The sequence below is a fragment of the Bartonella japonica genome (assembly GCF_040545385.1).
In the GTDB taxonomy this organism is placed as follows: Bacteria; Pseudomonadota; Alphaproteobacteria; order Rhizobiales; family Rhizobiaceae; genus Bartonella; species Bartonella japonica.
This window is the reverse complement of the sequence record NZ_JBEPLT010000012.1, coordinates 1-21,037: the sequence shown is the minus strand read 5'-3', so window position 1 is coordinate 21,037 and position 21,037 is coordinate 1. Positions and strand designations below refer to the sequence as shown.

17 protein-coding genes and 1 pseudogene are annotated in these 21,037 nt (G+C 37.2%); 16 read left to right on the top strand and 2 right to left on the bottom strand.

All coding sequences use genetic code 11. The features are described from left to right. The first annotated feature begins 1,022 nt into the window (after positions 1-1,022). Together ABID39_RS05840 and ABID39_RS05835 are read left to right on the top strand one after the other, a co-directional pair. Positions 1,023-1,433 carry a flagellar protein FlgN gene (locus ABID39_RS05840; protein WP_354186949.1) on the top strand — a complete coding sequence of 137 codons (411 nt, stop codon included), beginning with the start codon at positions 1,023-1,025 and terminating at the stop codon, positions 1,431-1,433. A 1,356-nt stretch (positions 1,434-2,789) separates the two neighbouring features. Further along, positions 2,790-5,171: an autotransporter outer membrane beta-barrel domain-containing protein gene (locus ABID39_RS05835; RefSeq protein WP_354186947.1), complete on the top strand. Its 2,382-nt coding sequence runs from the start codon at positions 2,790-2,792 to the stop codon at positions 5,169-5,171. Between the two features lie 866 nt (positions 5,172-6,037). Here ABID39_RS05835 and ABID39_RS05830 read toward each other — a convergent pair. Together ABID39_RS05830 and ABID39_RS05825 are read right to left on the bottom strand one after the other, a co-directional pair. Further along, positions 6,038-6,245, bottom strand: a pseudogene (locus tag ABID39_RS05830) (Arm DNA-binding domain-containing protein); the annotation flags it as partial. A gap of 585 nt (positions 6,246-6,830) precedes the next feature. Beyond that, entirely contained in the window at positions 6,831-7,586 is a 756-nt protein-coding gene (locus ABID39_RS05825) for a hypothetical protein (RefSeq protein ID WP_354186945.1), read from the bottom strand. Positions 7,587-7,943: 357 nt separating this feature from the next. Between ABID39_RS05825 and ABID39_RS05820 the strand changes: the two genes are divergently transcribed. The 14 genes from ABID39_RS05820 to ABID39_RS05755 all read left to right on the top strand — a co-directional run bounded on the left by ABID39_RS05820 (position 7,944) and on the right by ABID39_RS05755 (position 20,938). Continuing rightward, positions 7,944-8,270, top strand: a complete 327-nt coding sequence (locus ABID39_RS05820) for a TrbC/VirB2 family protein (RefSeq protein ID WP_354186943.1) — start codon at positions 7,944-7,946, stop codon at positions 8,268-8,270. Between the two features lie 22 nt (positions 8,271-8,292). Next, positions 8,293-8,601: a VirB3 family type IV secretion system protein gene (locus ABID39_RS05815; protein WP_354186941.1), complete on the top strand. Its 309-nt coding sequence runs from the start codon at positions 8,293-8,295 to the stop codon at positions 8,599-8,601. Between the two features lie 20 nt (positions 8,602-8,621). Beyond that, positions 8,622-10,967, top strand: coding sequence for a VirB4 family type IV secretion/conjugal transfer ATPase (locus ABID39_RS05810; protein ID WP_354186979.1), 2,346 nt, complete (start codon positions 8,622-8,624; stop codon positions 10,965-10,967). Further along, positions 10,964-11,392, top strand: a complete 429-nt coding sequence (locus ABID39_RS05805; protein WP_354186939.1) for a type IV secretion system protein VirB5 — start codon at positions 10,964-10,966, stop codon at positions 11,390-11,392. Before ABID39_RS05810 ends, ABID39_RS05805 begins: the two co-directional genes overlap by 4 nt. After that, positions 11,379-12,353: a TrbL/VirB6 family protein gene (locus ABID39_RS05800; protein ID WP_354186937.1), complete on the top strand. Its 975-nt coding sequence runs from the start codon at positions 11,379-11,381 to the stop codon at positions 12,351-12,353. The genes ABID39_RS05805 and ABID39_RS05800 overlap by 14 nt, the downstream gene beginning before the upstream one ends. A gap of 207 nt (positions 12,354-12,560) precedes the next feature. After that, on the top strand, positions 12,561-12,884 hold the full coding sequence (locus ABID39_RS05795; protein ID WP_354186935.1) for a type IV secretion system protein VirB7: 324 nt from the start codon (positions 12,561-12,563) through the stop codon (positions 12,882-12,884). After that, positions 12,874-13,542, top strand: coding sequence for a VirB8 family type IV secretion system protein (locus ABID39_RS05790; RefSeq protein WP_354186933.1), 669 nt, complete (start codon positions 12,874-12,876; stop codon positions 13,540-13,542). The genes ABID39_RS05795 and ABID39_RS05790 overlap by 11 nt, the downstream gene beginning before the upstream one ends. Beyond that, the gene (virB9, locus tag ABID39_RS05785) at positions 13,539-14,405 is read left to right on the top strand and encodes a P-type conjugative transfer protein VirB9 (protein ID WP_354186931.1); all 867 of its coding nucleotides are present in this window, start codon (positions 13,539-13,541) and stop codon (positions 14,403-14,405) included. Before ABID39_RS05790 ends, virB9 begins: the two co-directional genes overlap by 4 nt. Beyond that, on the top strand, positions 14,398-15,564 hold the full coding sequence (virB10, locus tag ABID39_RS05780; protein WP_354186929.1) for a type IV secretion system protein VirB10: 1,167 nt from the start codon (positions 14,398-14,400) through the stop codon (positions 15,562-15,564). Before virB9 ends, virB10 begins: the two co-directional genes overlap by 8 nt. After that, positions 15,561-16,631 carry a P-type DNA transfer ATPase VirB11 gene (gene virB11 / locus ABID39_RS05775; protein WP_354186927.1) on the top strand — a complete coding sequence of 357 codons (1,071 nt, stop codon included), beginning with the start codon at positions 15,561-15,563 and terminating at the stop codon, positions 16,629-16,631. The genes virB10 and virB11 overlap by 4 nt, the downstream gene beginning before the upstream one ends. Positions 16,632-16,698: 67 nt before the next feature. Next, positions 16,699-16,908: an antitoxin VbhA family protein gene (locus ABID39_RS05770; RefSeq protein ID WP_354186925.1), complete on the top strand. Its 210-nt coding sequence runs from the start codon at positions 16,699-16,701 to the stop codon at positions 16,906-16,908. A 2-nt stretch (positions 16,909-16,910) separates the two neighbouring features. Further along, positions 16,911-18,539: a BID domain-containing T4SS effector gene (locus ABID39_RS05765; RefSeq protein WP_354186923.1), complete on the top strand. Its 1,629-nt coding sequence runs from the start codon at positions 16,911-16,913 to the stop codon at positions 18,537-18,539. A gap of 177 nt (positions 18,540-18,716) precedes the next feature. Beyond that, positions 18,717-20,636 carry a Ti-type conjugative transfer system protein TraG gene (traG, locus tag ABID39_RS05760; RefSeq protein WP_354186977.1) on the top strand — a complete coding sequence of 640 codons (1,920 nt, stop codon included), beginning with the start codon at positions 18,717-18,719 and terminating at the stop codon, positions 20,634-20,636. 104 nt (positions 20,637-20,740) lie between these two features. Beyond that, entirely contained in the window at positions 20,741-20,938 is a 198-nt protein-coding gene (locus tag ABID39_RS05755; RefSeq protein WP_354186921.1) for a hypothetical protein, read from the top strand. Positions 20,939-21,037: the final 99 nt, after the last annotated feature.

Genomic DNA, 21,037 nt, shown 5'->3' with positions numbered 1-21,037 from the left:
GAGAGGTTGCAAACAGCAGAAACTTTATTTTGCAGGAGCAATTATTACTCCTAGAGCTTTTCTTTTATCTATAAAGTACGCATAACTATAAAGTGCCCATAAACATAAAGAAGAATTATAAACAGTAAATTATGCATTATTGAATGAAGTCATCAGCGAAAAGACTCTTTTATAAATACAATAGTAGCAATATCGTGAGGAACAGATTTAAAAGTTTATAATTATAAAGATTATAATTGCCTGTTGTTTTAGGAACTCTTGAAAGAGTGTAAAAAATCCTATATAGTCGCCAATTGCAAAGAAAAGCTAATGATAATTGAAAAAAGGAGTTTTATGGCTGTATAGCTATTTAAAGATATCTTTTTTGATATTGCCGTGTGTTGATTTGTTCAAAGAAATGTTTGTTTGAACTTTATGCCGTATGTATGCGGAATAAAGAAAATATAAAAAGCAAGTATTAAGAGAAACAAATCTTTCTGAACCAGTGTTGGATGGTCTTCTAGAGATACAAGGACACCTATCATTGGATACGTAGAAGTAGCAAGGCTATAGAGAGCGAAATGTTGGATCTTTAAAGCGTTTAAGCCTTTATGTGTCGCAAATTTTATTTATGTGTCACAAATTTTATTGGCATAGAATTGATATTAACACATCTATCATTTTCTGCCAAGGAAAGGCAAAACAGATTTGGATTTCTCTAATACCCACCTCGTGTGAGTAAAAGGTTGGTGTGGAAGTGTATAGCATTTTATTGAATTGATGTCACGTCAGTATCCAATATATCGCATCGCTAGTAGTTATAGAGCAAATACCCGTGGTGGTTTTAGAGTAAAAGAGCAAAATAAATATTTCATATGACGCGTTAAAAATCGAAGGGATATACGCTTTTTAAAATTATTGTGCTGTTATTATAACAGTGTTCGCACAATAAATTCAATTGAGTATATCAGCGTTGAAAAAAGCTGTTTGATCTCCCTTATTTGAAAGCAAGATTAAACAATACTGTTGAAGGGGAAATAGAAATGTCTGTAGTGCAATACGGCGATGATAGTTTTGCATCAAAAGCAAAAGCTCTCGATAACAATCTTATTGATCGTAATTGGGCAATGACAAAATTTGTAGCTGCTGTTAAAAGCTTGGCACAAGTAGTCGATTACGAAAGTAATATGTTAGAGAACAGTGGCATTCCAGATTATGAAGAAATAAATTCATGTAAAATACGTGGCTTACGTGATCTTAATAAATCTATGAACGATGTAAAACGCTACATGAATGAAGATATTGAGAATGAAATTGAAAGCTTGTTATCAGATTTACAGGAAAAATTACATCATAATAGTGAATTGCTTCAAACACATTTAAATGCAATAAATGATCTTTCACAAGCTATACAAATAACTGCTCGTGCAAAAGAAACAGATGGGAACCGGTGATTTAATTTCAGTCAATACTAGGCATTCTAACTAATTAAATCATTTATGTCGCGTATGGATTTGTCGAGCAATTATGCATATTCTAGCGTATTTTATCAGTAAGCATCATGATTTACAATTTTGAAGCTTACCGAGAAAATTTGATTATAAAGAGAGAATTGTTTCGAATATAAAAAAGATATGTATATTCCCATTTTTATTAATGAAAAGGAAATTTCCCCCTACACTAAAAAGAGTTATCTCTTCTAGAAAAGTACTCCTTTTAAGACATTTTGGATAATAGCATCTTTATATATGGCTCCCTTCTCTAAATTCCTTATGAAAATATGCGTTTTCTTCTATCATGTTATTAAACGCTATCGTCTTAATTTCTTTGCTATTGTTTAGATTTTTCAATGAATCTTATTTGTTCTCAATGTTTATATCTTCAATGTTTATATCTAAAGCATTTATATTTATAAGGCGCCATCATCTCTTTACGCTTGTTCTTAATATACGCTTGTGCTTATATAAGGCTTATATAAGCCTGTGCTTAATTTTATTTTCCATCTCCCAGTATTTTGCTATCTCCCAATTATATTTTCTCACTTCCAATATTGCGATAGCTTTTACACTGAGACAGTCCATAAAAAGACATTTTCATCCTTATCTCACGCGATTTTTATCCATAGATTCATCTCTCATTTAATGACGTGCATAGATAATTGACGTGCACAAAGAATAATTTTAATAGACCCATCATAACAAAGAATTTGAAATAGAATAATTTTACGATATTTAAGAGATCTTACTCAACATGCAAAAGGATGAGTTATCCTTATAAATCAATATACTGATAATTTATTGTATAACTCTCAGAGCCAATAGATTTTATTATAAAGATCGAACGATTTCACTGCACCTTTTTTATATTATAAAAACACAAAGTGTTTTTTTATTTTTAAATAGATAACGTCCTTTTATATTATTCTACACAAAAATTATATTATTCTACACAAAAAAATCTGCTGAAATTTTTGTCGTATTTCATAATAATATCTTCTACCTGTAAGCTGTAAAGTTTTTAAAACAACAAGATTTATCATTTTTTTTCAAAATATCCTGCTTCATAGTGTTTTTTTTAACACAGATTTACTGAGCTCACTTTTCTGCAATTGCAGTTCACTTGATGTTTCACTGATTTACATCATTTAAAATGCTTTTCTGATACCAATTTTCCAACCACAGAAATCACCATAACTATAATCTGTTTTGTTCTTTACAATAAAAACATAATGATATAAAAACATCGCGATACTTGTGCCATAAGGCGTATGGAATAAGCATCAAAGGCATACCAATACTAAAGGCATATCTATGTATAAAAAATCTATTTATAAGAAACACTTTTTATTATGTACAATTACTGGGGCTTTGATTTTTTCTCATTTCAGTTCAGCTTATGCAGCTGCACCCCTTCGTGAAGTTTCTAAGATTGAAGCCAAAGAAGGGAAAAAGACTTTTTTGGGTAATGTTATTTCTCGCGATAGAATTAGCAATGTAGATGCTGTTGGAAAAGATTCTGTAGCTACAGTTACAAAAGCAGAAATGATTTCAGAAATGATTTCGCTTAGTGCAACAAAAGGTGGACGCATTAACGCTAAAGAAATTAATGCTAAAACAATGATAACAGGCTTACAAATCGCAGATGGCTTGATCAATCTTGAAGATTCAGTTGTAGATGTTAAAGGAAACCATACCAGTTATGGTATCTCCTTTGGTTTTCTCTCGAAAGATCAAACCATAACCTTTAATGAAGCAATTCTTACCAATACAAAACTTCTTGTAAAAGATGGTATTGGTATTGTAGGACCTCTTTCAAGTGGTAAGGTAAAGCTTAAAAATTCAGAAATTCGTTCTGATGTGTTGTTGCAGAATAAAAGCATGCCAGGAACTGATCCTGTCACTTTTACATTAACTGCTGATCGTTCATTTTTGGAGGGAAGAGCAAGAACCTTACAAAGCAATACAACGGTTTTTAATTTAAATAATGACAGTAAATGGCTCTTAAAGATTAGCAAAAATGAAGTCGATAATGATGATATTTTAGCTATATTTAACTATAAACTCCTTGACATTAAGAAACGCGCGCATTCTACTGTTTCAGTATTGAATCTTGATAGTAGCTCTATCATCTTTGATACACCGATAGGAGAACAATACCAAACTCTCACTGTAGGACGCGGAGAGGTAATAGATACTCCCAAGCTAGGTGAAGGTCTAGGTTTTGGTAGAGCGCTTAGCGAAATACCAAGTAAAGCGCCTCATGATGCATCAAATGAAGCACCGAGTGGAGCACCTCATGAAGCGCCCAGTACTAAAGCTGTTTACAATGCAACAGGGTCAGCAAAGATTTATTTCAATGCTAAATGGAGTGATGGTGCACCAAAAGAACAACAAAAAGCAGACCATCTTCTTGTTTACGGTGATGTATCAGGAACTACAGCAATTCATTTCAACAGCCTTCTCAAGAATGAGGAATCAAACGCTGAAGATGAAGATAATGTTCCCTTGAATATGCGTGGGCTTTCACTCGTTCAAGTTTCTGGAAAAGCAAATGAAAAATCTTTCAAACTTGCAAATGGTTACACCACAATGGGTGGGTTACCTTATAAATATACTCTGAATGTTTATGGACCAACCTCAAGCCGTGGGAAAGCCCATAGTGGACAAAATCTCTTAGGAGAGAATAAAGATTTTTGGGATTTCCGTCTGCAGAGTGCCACACTTGATCGTGAAGGAAAGATCAAAGCTCTTGTACCACAAGTAGCAAGCTATTTAGTAATGCCAAATGCTTTATTTTCCGCTGGTCTTGCTGATGTAAACAATCAAAATACACTGTTAGACAATGCGCAAACAACAGAAAGAACAAAGAGAGGGATCGTCTTTTCTTCCTATGGCAATGGTATAACACTATCTTCTAATCGTAGTCCTTTGCAATATGGCTATGGTGCTGATGTTCGTTATGCTGCGTTGCAAGCAGGTCTTGCATTAACAGCTCTAGAAAATCAAGATACGACTACAAGCCTTGGTTTCTTGGGCACATACGGAAAATTGGCTTTCACTCCAAAGGGCATAGAAGGCTCTGAAAAAAGTACATTGGATAAATGGTCAGTTTCTGCATATGGTAGCATCCATCATAATAAAGGCATGTATCTCAATACATTCCTCTCTTATGGAGCTTTCAAGGGGCACATCACCACAGCCCTTATTGGAAATACTGTCGAGTTGGATAACACGAACACATTCAGTGCATCGGCTACTGTTGGGCAAAAATTAGCAACCGGTACGAAAGGATTGACCTTTGAGCCACAAGCACAGCTTGTTTATCAGCGTCTTGCTTTTGGAACTTTCTCAGATGTCGATAGCTTTGATGTCAATATAGGTGATCTTTATCAATGGCTCGTGCGTTTTGGTGGGCGTTTAACACAAACTATGCTTCCTGCTGAAGATGGTTGCGCTGTTTCTGTCTACGCGAAACTAAATTTTATGAAAACTTTTGATAATGATAGCGTGATAAAGATTGGTGATATATTCCATCTTGATTCTATGGGATCTGCAATTGAAGGTGGTCTTGGCGTTAATGCGCATCTTTCTAAGAATGTCATCCTTCATGCCGATGTGAATTATCAACATAAATTGCAAAAAGCAGGCATATCTGGAATTAATTTTTCCGGTGGAGTAAGCTACCGCTTTTAAAAGTCTTTGATTGCTATTTTTGAAATATAAACAGCGCCGAAATATAAACGGTGCTGTTTGTGTTTTGTGCATAACAAAAAGCATCATATACTGAAAGTTCAAAGCGCAATGTGTCAGAGAATTATTCAGTTTTTAGCAAAAAATATCTCAAAAATATCTTTATGTATAAAAACTCTGACGATGATATATAGCCGTTTGTATTTTTCTTATTTGAACGCAATCCTATACAAGCGGTGCTTCTTACCTAGATGATTGAACCTATGATGCACACAAAAACTTTTATTTCCCTTTTCTTTCTTGAGTCATTTGATTAAAAATAAAACAACCATAGCAAGAAACCTCGAAAAAAATTTTTTTAGTATATTTAAATTCAATATATTTGATGGAAATATTTAAAATAATTGAGATGAAATGAAGAATAGTCTCAACAGATCTTTGGAAAATTCTGATCAATATAAACCAATAAATCATTTTGCTACCTTCATGAGAAACCTCATCATAAGTAGAAAATATATTGATTGTAAGGATAATTCATTGTTTTACATGTTAAGTAAAGATTCCAAAATATTGTAAAATTCCCTCATTTTAAATGCTCTTCATGATGTATCAATCAAATTCATTCCTTTACACATCATAAATAAGAAATAAACATGATGGATAAAATTGCTTAAGATAAGGACTAAAAATGCCTCTTATAAATCGTCTCAATACAAAATCTGTACAAAAGCTATCGCAAGATAAGAAGCTAAAAAATAAAATGATCGTGCCAAATTGAACACATAAGCAAGCAAAGAATACAAACAGTGCAATAACATACACCGTCTCTGTCAAACAGAACGCCACCCCATTGCACATTCACAGTCTTATTTTAAAGAAACATTTCTCAAGGCTCCCAAACCTATTTCACGACGGCGCCCGCGAAGGGTATATCGATAAATCCATTGAACACCTCCATCTTTACGCTTATGAAGAAGCAATCTCCAGCACCATCATTATATTTGCTAACCTCTCAATATTTGCCAACCTCCAATATTTTGCAACAGCCCTTGCATTAAGACGGTTCATAAGAACCATTTTTAGTTCTTTCTTGTAGAATTTTATCCAAACACTCATCCCGCCCATGACGTGCAAACGAATGGTTTTGGTTGATTCAATATAAACAGGTCTGAAATGAGAAAATCTTACGTTATTCAGGACTCTCATTCAACATACAAAAAAGTGAATTATCATTATAAATCAAATCGTTGTTAATAAAAGAAAACAATCATTCATAACATGTAAGAAATAAAGGGTTTTAATTTATCATCTCCTATGAGTACTGCATAAATGGCATAAAAGCGGACTCTCTTGTTACCTCATCAAAATACAAAACCAATACTTCTACTTGAAAAGCAAAAAGCTTCTTCATTAAAAAAATGAATAACCAAATTGCGCAATTGATAATAATGAAGCACGCACACATTTCTCATCCTTATTTATAGTTCCTTATCTTTATTTAGCATTGTGAATATACTTAGCATTGCGAATATATTTGCGTCTGTTATAAATTTTGAAAGTCATATGAGAAAAACAATGACATAAATTCCTATGGTTTATTTCAATTTTATTTGTCAATTTCTTCTCTAAAAACATTTAAGCAAATATTTTAGTAAAAACTGATTAAAAACCAGCAAAGGGATTATAAGATCCATTATCCTGCCGCCATTTCAAAGGTTCAGTGAAATGGCTTGACCAAAGACCAACTTTGTTATTACGCGCTGTATTTTCAGCACTACGATACTGTTCTGGAACAGGATTTTTTCCTTCTTTTGAGATCACCAACATACCCTCTGCAAGACCTATTTCAGCAAGATCAATCCCATCAACAAAACATTGCGCATAAAAAATACCATTGTGTATAAAAGACAGCTTGCAAGATAAATTCCGACCAAGTGTTTTGGTGACAAGCCAAGCCGTTGTAACCGCACCACAAGGCCATTCTTGATCATTTAATTTTGCTTTTTGACGCGGTGCACAAGTATCCACGCCATAGAGATGAACACTGCGCGTCATATACCTACGCCAAGATTGCGCAACAGGTGTAAACAATTTAAATGTAACACCACTGGTAACAGATGCCCTGCCATGAAAAACAACAGTATTGTTTAATGAAATATTTTTCTGCACATGAAAAGCAGGTTCGTTTTTTGCTAACTGTCTTTTGACAATAGGTTCTGGTGAGGATTTTGGTGTTTTTTTTTCTTCCAAATGCATATTAACAATATCTTGAACATCTCGCATCGTAAATGTTTTGAGAATACTTAAATCTATTTTATCTTTATATTGGCTTATCCCCCACAAGAGAGAACCTATAATGTAAAGAACAATAATGAATTTAAAGCGAATTCGCTTTATAAATTCCCTTAAAATATTCATTTTCTTTTTGTCCTTTCATATTTTTGTCAACAATCTACCCGATCTTAAAGAGACAATTCTCCACAGGATGTGTTGAGTATTAACGACATTCTATAAAGAAGAGCATCGTTTCTTAAGGTAATAGAATTACCACCTTTAAAGAGATCCATACAACTTAAAATTGCCATTTTCATACAATACAATTGTAACATGAAAATCTTCTATCTCTCGAGAAGAGGATTCTGAGAGTGAGCAAGAACCACTATCAAAATTTTTATAAAACATAACCGTGGGATGGTTTGGGCTGTAATGAATGTAAGAGTCCTTTAGCAGCCTTTAAAGACAAGAAAATGTCAACGTAACTTAAAGAGAGGTCAAATGACAAACAATATATCCAGGAACATCATTTTTATCGTTATTATGTTGCTGTTAACAGCAGTTGTTGTGTTCAATCCTTCTTATGCTGCTTCTGCTGCCACAGGTGGGGCAAGTGGATTAGGAAATATTGATACCGTTTTGCAGAATATCGTGTCGATGATGACAGGATCAACAGCAAGGCTCATCGCAATTATATGTGTTTGTGCCGTAGGTATTGGCTGGATGTACGGCTTTATTGATTTACGCAAAGCAGCTTACTGCATTATCGGCATTGGTATTGTTTTTGGTGCGCCTGCTCTTGTTGGTAAATTGGTGGGCACGACATAGAAAATGAATAGGGACAAGACAGATGAATGAGGATACTCTTTTTCTTGCATGCACAAGGCCCGCTATGTTTGCTGGTGTCACAATGGAAGCAATGGCGCTTAATGTCATGGCAACGTCCGTTCTCTTCATTTTGACGAGTGGTTTTACAATGATTGGTATTGGTATTGGTATGCACTTTGTTTTGCGTGAAGTGACAAAACATGACCATAACCAATTTCGCGTATTGTTTGCTTGGCTCAATACCCGAGGAAAACAAAAAAATATCCAAAGATGGGGGGGAGGATCCACCTCTCCACTACGACTTGTTCGTACTTATAAGGAATTGCTCTAGTGAAAAAGAATACGTCAGTGATGAAACAGGAATCTTTGCCTGAAGATTATATTCCCTACATACGTCATATCAATGAGCATGTCATTGCTTTAAGTTCGCGCTGCTTAATGACAGTGATCGCCGTTGAGGGGGTAAATTTTGACACTGCCGATATTGATCAATTAAATTCCTTACACAATCAATTAAATACTCTATTGAAAAATATTGCGGATGAGCGTGTTGCTTTATATTCTCATATCATCCGCCGGCGCGAAACAATCTATCCAGAGAGCGAGTTTTCCTCATCTTTTGCAGCGAAATTAGATGAAGAATACAAAAAGAAAATGGTTTCGCAAGAACTCTATAGAAATGATCTTTTTGTTTCACTACTTTGGAATCCAGCGGCAGATAAGACTGAACAGCTTTCTGCATTTTTTCAACGTTTAACGAAAGCCAAAAAAACACAATCGGAACCAGATAGCGAAGCCATTCGTAAGATTGAAGAGTTAAGCGAAGACTTTATACAAGGGCTAGAAAGCTATGACGCCCGCCTCCTATCAATTTATGAACATGAAGGCATGTTGTTTTCCGAACAAAGTGAATTTCTTCATCAACTGGTGGGAGGAAGGCGTGAACGCATTCCTCTTACATTTGGCACCATTGCCTCTACGATTTATTCAGATCGCATTATTTTTGGCAAAGAAACGATTGAAATTCGTCATGAAAGCAATGAACGTTTTGTTGGTATGTTTGGATGGAAAGAATATCCTTCTAAAACCCGCCCAGGTATGACCGATGGTTTGCTGACAGCACCGTTTGAATTTATCTTAACACAGTCCTTTGTTTTTAAGAGCAAAGCGGCTGCAAGTATCATTATGGGACGCAAGCAAAACCAAATGATTAATGCGGCGGATCGTGCCAGTTCACAAATTGATGCGCTTGATGAAGCACTTGATGATTTAGAGTCAAATCGTTTTGTTTTGGGTGAACATCATATTTCTTTAGCTGTTTTTGCTATTCGCCCTAGAGAATTGTCTGAAAATCTCTCAAAAGCACGTGCGCATTTAACCAATGGCGGGGCGGTTATTGCCAGAGAAGATTTAGGATTGGAAGCTGCATGGTGGGCACAATTACCTGGAAACTTTAGCTATCGTGCGCGTTCTGGAGCTATTACCAGCAGGAATTTTGCAGCTTTATCACCCTTCCACTCTTTTCCCATTGGTAAACTGAAAGGCAATATTTGGGGACCTGCGGTAGCATTGCTGAAAACGCAAGCAGGTTCTCCTTATTATTTCAATTTTCATTATGGTGACCTTGGCAATACTTTTATTTGTGGTCCATCGGGTTCTGGTAAAACAGTTATCGTTAATTTTCTTCTTGCTCAATCACAAAAATACAATCCCACAATGGTCTTTTTTGATAAAGATCAAGGCGCAGAAATTTTTGTGCGCGCTGGAGGCGGAAAATATAAGCCTTTGAAAAATGGTCAACCCACTGGCATTGCACCGTTAAAGGGCATGGAATACACGGAAAAAAATAAGATTTTCCTTCGTAATTGGGTCTTAAAACTTGTCACAACTGAAGGGCAAGTCGTAACAGAACAAGAACGACAAGATATTGAGAGAGCTATAGATTCTCTGGAAAGTTTACCCCTTGCGCAACGCTCTCTTGGTGCCCTTCAACTATTTTTTGATAACACATCAAAAGAAGGAATTGCTATAAGATTACAGCCTTGGATCAAAGGCAATGCTTTAGGCTGGGTGTTTGATAATGACCAAGATGATCTTAACCTAGATGCACAATTCATTGGTTACGACATGACCGATTTCTTAGACAATGAAGAAATACGGCGCCCCTTAATGATGTATTTATTTAACCGCATTCTCGATCTTATTGATGGACGACGCATTATTATTATCATCGATGAGTTTTGGAAAGCGCTCGAAGATGACTCTTTCAAAGCTTTTGCGCAAGATCGGCTTAAGACAATCCGTAAACAAAATGGCATGATGCTCTTTGCCACACAGAGTCCTAAAGATGCATTAAAATCAACAATTGCACACACAATTATTGAGCAGTGTCCTACACAAATTTTTTTTCCAAATCAAAAAGCAAATTACAACGATTATGTCGAAGATTTCAAACTGACTGAACGTGAGTTTGAACTGATACAGTCGGAATTGAGCAGAGAATCTCGTCGTTTTCTCATTAAACAGGGGCAAAATTCTGTCGTTGCTGAGCTTAATTTGCGCGGAATGAACGATGAGATTGCCGTCTTAAGCGGCACAACCAAAAATATCGAACTCGTCAATCAAATTATCAGCGAATATGGAGCAAACCCTGACCAGTGGCTGCCCATTTTCCATCAAAGGAGAGAAAAACAATGAGAAAATATGGCTTAATCACACTCTTATCTCTATCTTGCATCTCTCATGCACTCGCACAAGAAGGCACCCCCAGTGTAGATGAATATTATAAACAAGTATTAGAAGGCAAGAAAGCATCAGAGACTCAAAAAGTAGAAGAATTAGAATCTATCCATGCATCAATCGCTGAAACTCAAACAAAAATTAAGGAGATAGAAAGTAACCTTCAAACAGCTAAACCTGAAGAATTGCCAGCGCTTCAAATAAAGTTATCCCTTCTTCAAGCAAGTCTTCAAATGGATTCTTTAAAACTTCAATCTGCAATGGTTAAAGCAAACAACACAAAAACAACAGAAGAACTCCATGAAGAAGAAGCCCGACAAGAGCATAAAAAACTTGAAGAAGAATTAAAAGCAAAGCTTGAGAGTTCCAATGTCAGACTTTAGTTTTGCTCCCTTTGAAAGCATTGCTGGATATATTTTACAACCACTCGATGATGTGATGAACACAACAGTGAGTGGTTTGTCTTCGGCTATTTCAGCTCCGCTTAATCTTGCGGCAATTATTTTCATCTTTCTGTATAGCTATAATGTGATGACGGGACGCGTTGCCCTTTCCATGAATAGTCTTCTCAATAACGTTGTTAAAATTGTTGTTGTGACAACAATGGCAACGAATGCGGATACATTTAATATCTATGTCAAAAATATTTTCTTCAATGATCTTGTAAATGCTATTGGAAATGCACTTAACGGCAATCCTTCTGGCTCTAATGTTTTTGATTATATTTTATTACAAGCCAGCACACGCTATCAAGAGGTCTTAGCAAAAGCTTGGTTCCTTGAAAAAATCATGGTTGGCCTTCTTGGCTCATTAATGATTATGGCTGTTATTGTTTTTTGTATTGGCGGCTTCATTGTTCAAATGTTTGCTCAGATTGCCCTTGTAATGATTATAGGTCTAGGTCCCCTCTTTATTAGTCTTTATTTGTTCAATGCAACCAGAAAATATACAGATGCATGGATTTCAACTTTGGTTAATTTTACCATTTTGCAAGTCCTCGTGATCATGCTTGGCACGATTATGTGCAAAATTATCCTGTTTGTTCTCAGAGGTAGCTATGATTCAATCTATTACCTTTTCCCTCCTGTTGTTGTCATTTCTGTAGTAGGAGCCATTCTTTTCCGAACACTTCCTGGCATTGCTTCTGCCCTTGCCTCTGGTGGACCATACTTTGGAGCGGGTATTTCTTCTGGAGCACAAATTTTCACAATGATTTCTGGTGGTGCTAAAGCTGGTGGAGGTGCGGCAAAAAATGCGGTTTCAAGACTTTCTGGTACAGCAGGTGCTGCAGCGAAAGCTGCTAAAGCAGTAACAAGTGGAGGTCGTGGTCGTGGACGGTTTTAATATGAGACACTTCTTAAAAGAAACCATAATCTTTGTTTTTGCACGGCGTGCGCGAGTGAGCGCACGCACCATGCGGATCTTGTGCAAAACACTTGATAGCTTCGGTTTTATGAAACCAATCAGAATCTCCCATTGCACGCTTTTGTGAAATTATTCAAAGCAAGAGCTATCATGCATTGTATTCCAAAATATTTGTGAGTTCAAAAAATGAAACGAAAAATAACTTTTTTTGTGATCCTTACCATCGCCCTATCTGGGGTCTTGGCAAGCTGTGCTTCTCTTCAAGGTCCCAAAAAACCACCACGATGTAATGGTCAACATACCCGCGCTTTAAACAAAGATAAGTGGAATTGGGAAGGTAACGGCATCATTTTACAAGAAAAAACCATCAGACCCGTCACGACTCCCATTATCCTCAACACACTAGAAAGTGAAAAAGCAATGGCTGACGTGCGGCATGCAACTGCGTTGAATTTTTTAAACCATGAAACACTCTCGCATAAAGTTGTAGAGGTTTCCCATGAAAAGTAATGAATTTGATGAATATGTAAAAGAAGCACGTTCATTTGATATTGATCGCATGCATAGCATGCGCATACGAATGAAAATTTCCATAGCTTTAACGATCCTTTTTGGCTTGATGACGATCGCCTTAGCTTTAGCTGTGGTTGCCTTAACACCCTTAAAAACCGTAGAGCCTTTTGTCATCCGCGTTGATAATTCCACAGGTATTGTTGATACGGTGAGTGCCTTAAAAGATGCTCCAAACGACTATGACGAAGCGATAACACGCTACTTTTCTAGTCAATATGTTCGTGCACGTGAGGGTTTTCAAGCATCAGAGGCTCAAAATAATTTTCGTTTGATCTCTCTTTTATCCTCACCAGCAGAACAAAACCGTTTTGCGAAATGGTACGGGGGCAACAATCCAGAAAGTCCGCAAAATATCTACCAAAACAAAACCGCTACAGTCACAGTTAAATCGATCTCTTTTTTAAGTAAAGATCTTATTCAAGTGCGTTACTACAAAACAATCCGAGAATTAAATGGACAAGAAACGATTTCCCATTGGGTTTCGATCTTAAATTTCTCTTACATTAACGCACAAATTTCAACAGAAGATCGATTAATTAATCCCCTTGGCTTTCAAGTATCGGAATATAGATCCGACCCAGAGGTGATACAATGATCAAACTATCACAAACACTCTTTTTTGCTTTCATTATTGCGATAAGCTCTCATACATCTGCTTCATTTGCAGAAATCGCGCCTATGAGTGCTCGCAAAGACAATCGTATTAGATTTATCAATTATGATCCACATAATGTCACACAAATTATTGGCTCTATTCGTTCTTCGGTCCAGATTGAATTTGCTGAAGATGAAGAAGTTGCCTATGTAGGAATTGGCAATTCTGTTGCTTGGCAAGTTGCACCAGCTGGTCATTTTGTTTTTTTAAAACCTCGAGAAATTCAGCCTGTTACCAATTTACAAATTGTCACAAGCCGTCAAGATGGAACAAAGCGTTCTTATCAATTTGAACTACAAGTGCGTGAAGGTGAGGTCTCAGCAGGCAATGAAACATATTTTCTCGTAAAGTTTCGTTATCCAGAGGATGAAGCCTTGCGCAAGAAATTAGCTGAAGCAGCAAAAGCTGCACAGCGCGAGGAAAATTTTGTCAATGATATTTTAAACACCCATGAAAATTTTGGGCCACGCAATTGGGCTTATGTTGCACAAGGTTCACACTTAATCGAACCGACTTCTGTTTATGATAACGGAAAAACAACAACCTTTACATTTTTGGGCAATAGCGAAATTCCTGCCATTTATCTTGTCTCTCTCGATGGACAAGAATCTCTCGTTCCAAAATCGATTAAAGGCAACCAAGTTATTGTTCATGCCACGGCTGCACGATTTATTTTGCGCCGAGGAAATGACGTACTGTGCATCTTTAATAAAATGTTTGTCCCTGAAGGAATTAACCCAGAAACGGGTACGACATCACCATCGGTACAACGTAAAGTGAATATAGGAAACGGCCATGAATGACGAAATCGATGAAAAAGACATCAATGATCGTGATACGATAAAAGACGCTCATGGAAATAAACAACATAGCAATGTGGGCAAAGCAGCTGCTCTTGTTCTTCTTTTTGGTGTCTGTCTTTATTTAGCATACTCAACGCTTGTCACAGATAAAAAACAAACTGTTGAAATTCCCAAAGAAGGGATCATTAAGCAAACCGAACTTTTCCGCCCTGCAGAACCAAAGCCTATATCACTCGACCTTGAACCAACGCAACCCAATAACAATCTGTTACCCAAGGTCGAGCTACCAACGCCCACAATAAACCAATCCAAGCCGGATGCTACACTCTTAGAAGCAGCACAACGTTCTCCCGTATTAGCTTATACAACGACAAATCAGAACCAAGCAAATATAATAAACAATAATAATGCTTTGTCACACCAACCAGAAAACAAACCCGATGAAACAGCGCAACGCTTTAATAATCTCCTCAAACCAACAACTCTTAGAGGTCTTCGTGCTTCGATCCTTGGCAATCGCAATTATATCATAGCAATGGGGACTTCTATTCCATGTATCTTAGAAACAGCAATCAGCAGTGATCAACAAGGGTTTACCAGTTGTATTGTTTCTAGAGATATCTTGTCAGACAATGGACGTGTTGTTCTCCTCGATAAAGGGACACAAATTGTTGGCGAATACCGTTCGGGATTAAAAAAAGGACAAAATCGTCTCTTTGTTTTATGGAATAGAGCCAAAACACCTAATGGTGTTGTTATAACATTAGCTTCCCCAGCAACAGACTCCCTAGGGCGTTCCGGCATTGATGGAGATATTGATAATCATTGGTTCGAACGAATTGGATCTGCTCTTCTTCTATCGATTGTCAAAGATGCAACAGAATATGCGAAGGGCCGTTTTGCAAAAGTTCAAAGCGAGAAAGGCAATAATGATACCATCTCTTCAGGACAAAACATTGCAAATATTCTGGTAGAAAACTACGCCAATATCCCTCCAACTTTGACAAAAAACCAAGGAGAAATGGTGAATGTTTTTGTTGCCCGCGATTTAGATTTTTCCAGTGTTTATAAATTGAAAGTTATCGACAACAAAAAACAAATTATTAATCGAGCTCTTTCAAGAAACTTTTATAAAAATTCTTCCGTGACATTGAAATGAACCAAGACTTGCAAAAATTGAACGATGAAACCGTCGCTATTGTTTTAACAAAGCTTGAACCAATCAGTGCTTTTCTAAAAGATGAGAGTCTTTTTGAAATTGTTATCAATCGTCCTTATCAAGTGATGACTGAAGGTATTGAGGGATGGAAAACGATAGAAGTCCCTGCGCTCTCATTTCATGAACTTATGGGAATTGCTAAAGTTGTTGCTTCTTATTCCAAGCAAAACATATCGGACAAAAATCCAATATTATCTGCTACCTTACCGGGCAATGAACGTATTCAAATTGTCATTCCTCCAGCAGTAGAACAAAACACCATCAGTATGACAATACGTAAACCTTCGTCGCAGAGTTTTGCTCTTGAAGATCTCGCAAAAAAAGAACTTTTTTCACTATGTGAACAGATATCATTCACCCCCATAACTGATTATCAATCGCGTTTGCATGAACTCAAAAACATTGAACATGATTTGGTAACCTCTTACTATAATAAGGATTTTGTTACTTTTTTAAATCAAGCTGTAGAGCACCAAAAAAATATTTTGATTGCTGGGAAAACCGGCTCTGGCAAAACAACGCTTTCAAAAGCATTAATTGCCAAAATTCCTCATGATGAGCGTATTATCACCATTGAAGATACGCCAGAATTGGTTGTGCCACAACCAAACCATGTTTCTATGATCTACTCAAAAGATGGACAAGGTTTGGCTTCTGTTGGTCCCAAAAGACTGCTTGAATCTGCATTACGCATGCGTCCTGACCGTATTCTTTTACAAGAACTTCGAGATGGTACAGCTTTTTATTATATCCGCAATGTCAACTCAGGACACCCAGGATCAATTACCACAGTTCATGCCTCAACTGCTCTTTCAGCTTTTGAACAAATGACTCTTTTGGTCAAAGAAAGTGAAGGTGGTGGTGATTTAGAGCGTGATGATATTCGGGGATTGTTGATTTCAATGATTGATATCATCATTCAGTGCAAACGTGTTGAAGGAAAATTTAAAGTCACAGAAATTTATTATGATCCGTTCAAACAGCGAAATATCTTCGGAGGAAACTAAATAATCTCTGCTGCATAAACGCTTAAAGCAATCGCTGAAAATACAAAGAAAGGAAAAATCATTGAAAATGATGATAACAGAAGATCTTCCATCAATCACACCAGAAGAATTGCAAAAGCGCCGTGAAGCGGTTGACGCAGCCATCAGCACGCATGCGATTGAAGGGATAGCACTCCATCCTAAAACGCTCGAAATTTTAGAAAAATATGCGAGGGGAGAAATTTCATTAGAGGAATTTAATACTCTTATGGACAACGCTTTCTTATCAAGGAGATAACAATGCCAAAAGCAAAAACAAAACATCTTTCAGAGGTTCCCCCACATCACTACACCTACCCTGGTAGCAATGTCCTGAACAATAAATATGGAATAGAGGAGTTGAAAGGTTTTCTTGAAAAATGTTCCCATGATTCAGCAAAAGAAATGGTAAATTTGCGTCAAGAACTACCACCCAAAAATTTTGATAGCTCCTATCTAAAATATCTTCATTATCGCTTGTTTCAAAATACATTTGAATGGGCTGGACATACCCGTGATGAAATCTTTACATTTGAAGATGGCAGCTCTACCACTAGGCCAGAAATGAAAAGAACGGGATGGGATCATCATTTCGCGATCGGTGACGAAATCAAAGAAGGCTTAAAAACATTCGATCAAAAACTTTCCGAGAAAAACAATTTACAAAGCTTAACGCGTGAAGACTTTGTCGTTGAAGCCGTGAAACTATTTACTTTTCTCAACCAGACCCACCCTTTCAGAGAGGGTAATGGACGAGCGCAACGGGTGTTTTTTGAAAAGCTCGCGGAAACAGCTGGTCATCGACTTGACTTTTCACTTGTCACAAAAAAACGCATGATGCTTTCCAGTATTGCAGCAGAAGAAGATGGTAATCTAGAACCTATGCAACATCTCTTTGACGATATCTCCCATCCAGAAAGAGCCTCCCTTTTAAGGGAATTTATGGATAACATGAAAGAGAGTGGGCGCAATGTTAATGATCGTCCTGTTCAGGTTGCTCAAGAAGGTCAAATTTATATGGGCACCTATATAGGTTGTGGTGCTCATAGCTTTGCATTCAACGTAAAAGGAGCGTTCATCATTGGCAATAAAGACCATCTCCCACTCGCACAACTGGAAACACTAAAGCCTGGAGACAAATTCACCTTTACAGTCCCCACGACACAAGAGCTAGAAAAAACACTCATCCCAAAGGAGACATTAACTCCTTTGACAAAAAGTGAACTTTCCGCAATGGTTTCGGAAGATGCTTGTGTTTCTACCTGCCGAGATCAAATCCAAAAATTGACAAAAATTGTTTATGGCAGTTCAAGAACATTAAACGCCAAAATGGAAGAAATGAATAAAAATCCAGAACTAGGACAACGGCTTGCTAATCAGATTGAAAAATCTCCTAGCTCTGTTTCCAACCTTGCAGGTTTCGATTTCATTTGCTTGAAAAACCGAGCACGCGCAGAGGCTGAAGAACACGTCGAGATGCTCTGTACTGCAGTGGTAAATTATGCACATGCTGTAAAACATGCGAGAAAAGAAATCACACAAGAGTATCAAAGCGAACAAAACCGCCGCGAAAAAGCGGTAGAGATACCAAGTAAGAACCTACAAGATTTCCTTTCTTTACCACCAGACCAACAAAGGGAAGCCTTATTGCACTCTCCTATGTTGCAACAAGAACTTCGCACTTTTGTAGGTAAATTACACGATCGCCTCTCCTCAAATGAGCATAAAGCGATCAAAAGCAATGATCATGTAACACTAGCGAAAAGTGTTGGTGTGTCAGAGAATAAAGCAAAGGAAATTACAGAAACCGTTCAAAAAGTGAAAGAAGCACACCAGCAAGCCCAAACGATCAAAACACATCGCTCGCAAACGCTCGCTATAGCCAGCTAAAAACTAGTACATTCTCCTTTATTCTACACCACACATGGAAAAAAGCTAACACCACGTATGAAGAAAAACGATTTTGGCATTTTCTTACCCATAAGAGACAGATATTTAATGCCATCTTATTGATTTTGAAGATGTCATTTTATGACACCCCCTGATCAAACCGGAGGTAAAATACAAATGAAATATACAAAAATGCAGTTGGTGCTTATTTTAGCACCAATCGCTTTAGGAACTTTAACGATCCTTCTCGTTCCTTATTTACTATTGTTTGTTACAAGTGAACTGCAAACGCATCAAATTTATTGGTATCTTCGTTCAGAACCTTTATTGAGACTGGTTCTATTTGCCATTGTGTCATTATTTTACACGTTTTCGCAAAAACTGCACCTACGCAAAGCAATCACGTTTACTTCATCTCTTTTTTTTGGAATGACTGCTTTATACCATATTTTTGGTGAAATAAAACGTTTAAGCCCCTATGTTGGTCAACAAGGGATCACTTGGGGCTATGCTCTCAAGTTCATGGATCCGATGGTTATCTTTGGTATCATCGTTGGTGTTTTTCTTCTAGCTGTCCAAGTCATGATCACGTCTCCGCGTGCAAACAAAATCAAGCGCGCCAAAAAAGGCATTTTCGGAGATGCCTCTTGGATGCAATTAAAAGAAGCAGCAAAAATCTTTCCGGCCAATGGTCAAATTGTTGTTGGCGAAAGATACCGTGTTGATCAAGATAACGTGTGTAATATCCCCTTTGCACCCGGCAATAAAACGACATGGGGCAAGGGTGGGAAAGCACCTTTGCTAACCTTTAATCTTGATTTTGGTTCAACCCATATGATCTTTTTCGCTGGGTCTGGTGGCTATAAGACAACAAGCACAGTGGTTCCAACCTGTTTAACATATCCAGGCTCTATTGTTTGCCTTGATCCTTCAACCGAAGTCGCACCAATGGTTAGATTTGCGCGGAGGAAGATGGGCAATAGAAATGTTATTATTCTAGACCCCAATTCAATTTTAACAAAAAGTTTTAATGTGCTTGATTGGCTTTTAGACGACAGCGTCCCACGCACACAACGTGAAGCCAATATAGTGGGTTTTGCCAAATTGCTTCTCACAGATAAAAAATCAGATAATTCTTCTGCAGAATATTTTTCAACACAAGCGCATAATCTTTTAACCGCTCTCCTTGCGCATGTGATATTTTCTGATGAATATGAAGAACATGAGCGTAATTTAAAAACATTGCGTGGTATACTTTCTCAATCAGAAACAGCTGTTGTCAATCAATTACGTATGATACAAGAAACAACCCCTTCTCCTTTTATTCGTGAAATGGTTGGTATTTTCACAGAAATGGCAGATCAAACCTTTTCAGGGGTCTATACCACGGCTTCAAAGGACACTCAGTGGCTTTCTTTATCCAATTACGCTAATCTTGTCTGCGGAAATGATTTTTCTTCATCGGATATCACCAACGGAAAGACAGATGTTTTTCTCAATCTCCCTGCAAGTATTTTAAACAGTTATCCAGCAATTGGACGGGTCATTATTGGAGCCTTTCTCAATGCAATGATTACCGCTGATGGGAACTACAAAAAACGTGTTTTGTTTGTTTTGGACGAAGTCGATCTTCTTGGTTATATGAATATTTTAGAAGAAGCACGCGACCGTGGACGTAAATATGGTACCTCCCTTATGCTTTTTTATCAATCTTCTGGTCAGTTGGTTAATCACTTTGGGGAATCGGGAGCAAGGTCATGGTTTGAAAGCTGTTCATTCGTGAGTTATGCTGCCATTAAAGATTTACAAACAGCCAAAGATATTTCAGAACGCTGTGGTCAAATGACCATCGAAGTAACCGGAACAAGCAAATCGAGGGGCTTAGCTTTAACAAAAGGTTCTCAAAACATCAATTATCAGCAAAGAGCGCTGATTTTACCTCATGAAGTTATTCAAGAGATGCGTCAAGATGAACAAATTATCCTTATGCAAGGACAGCCCCCTTTACGATGTGGCCGAGCGATCTATTTTAGAAGAAAAGAAATGTTAGCCGCTGCTGAAAAAAACCGCTTTGCTCCACAAGTAAAGAAAAGCTAAGGATACGCGCAAAGAGTTTCTTAAGTATCAAGACGCTAATAACAGCTAAAGGTAAAAAGCATAAGGTTCTAGTTCATAAAATCGCATTAAAAAGGTCTTTCTGGATGATCCAAAAAGAAAAAGATGATGAAAAAAAATCCTTAACGACCGCTTTTATGTATGCGCTTACTGAGGCTCACGCTCTTTATGAAGAGTTCCAAACCAACTTAACAATCAATTATCTCCATACCTATGATGTTGACATTTTAAGTCCTCATCAAGACATTTTTGACACCATCTTTTTTACAGAAACAGTGCGTTGAAACCTTGAAACCTTGAAACCTTGAAACCTTGAAACCTTGAAACCTTGAAACCTTGAAACCTTGAAACCTTGAAACCTTGAAACCTTGAAACCTTGAAAC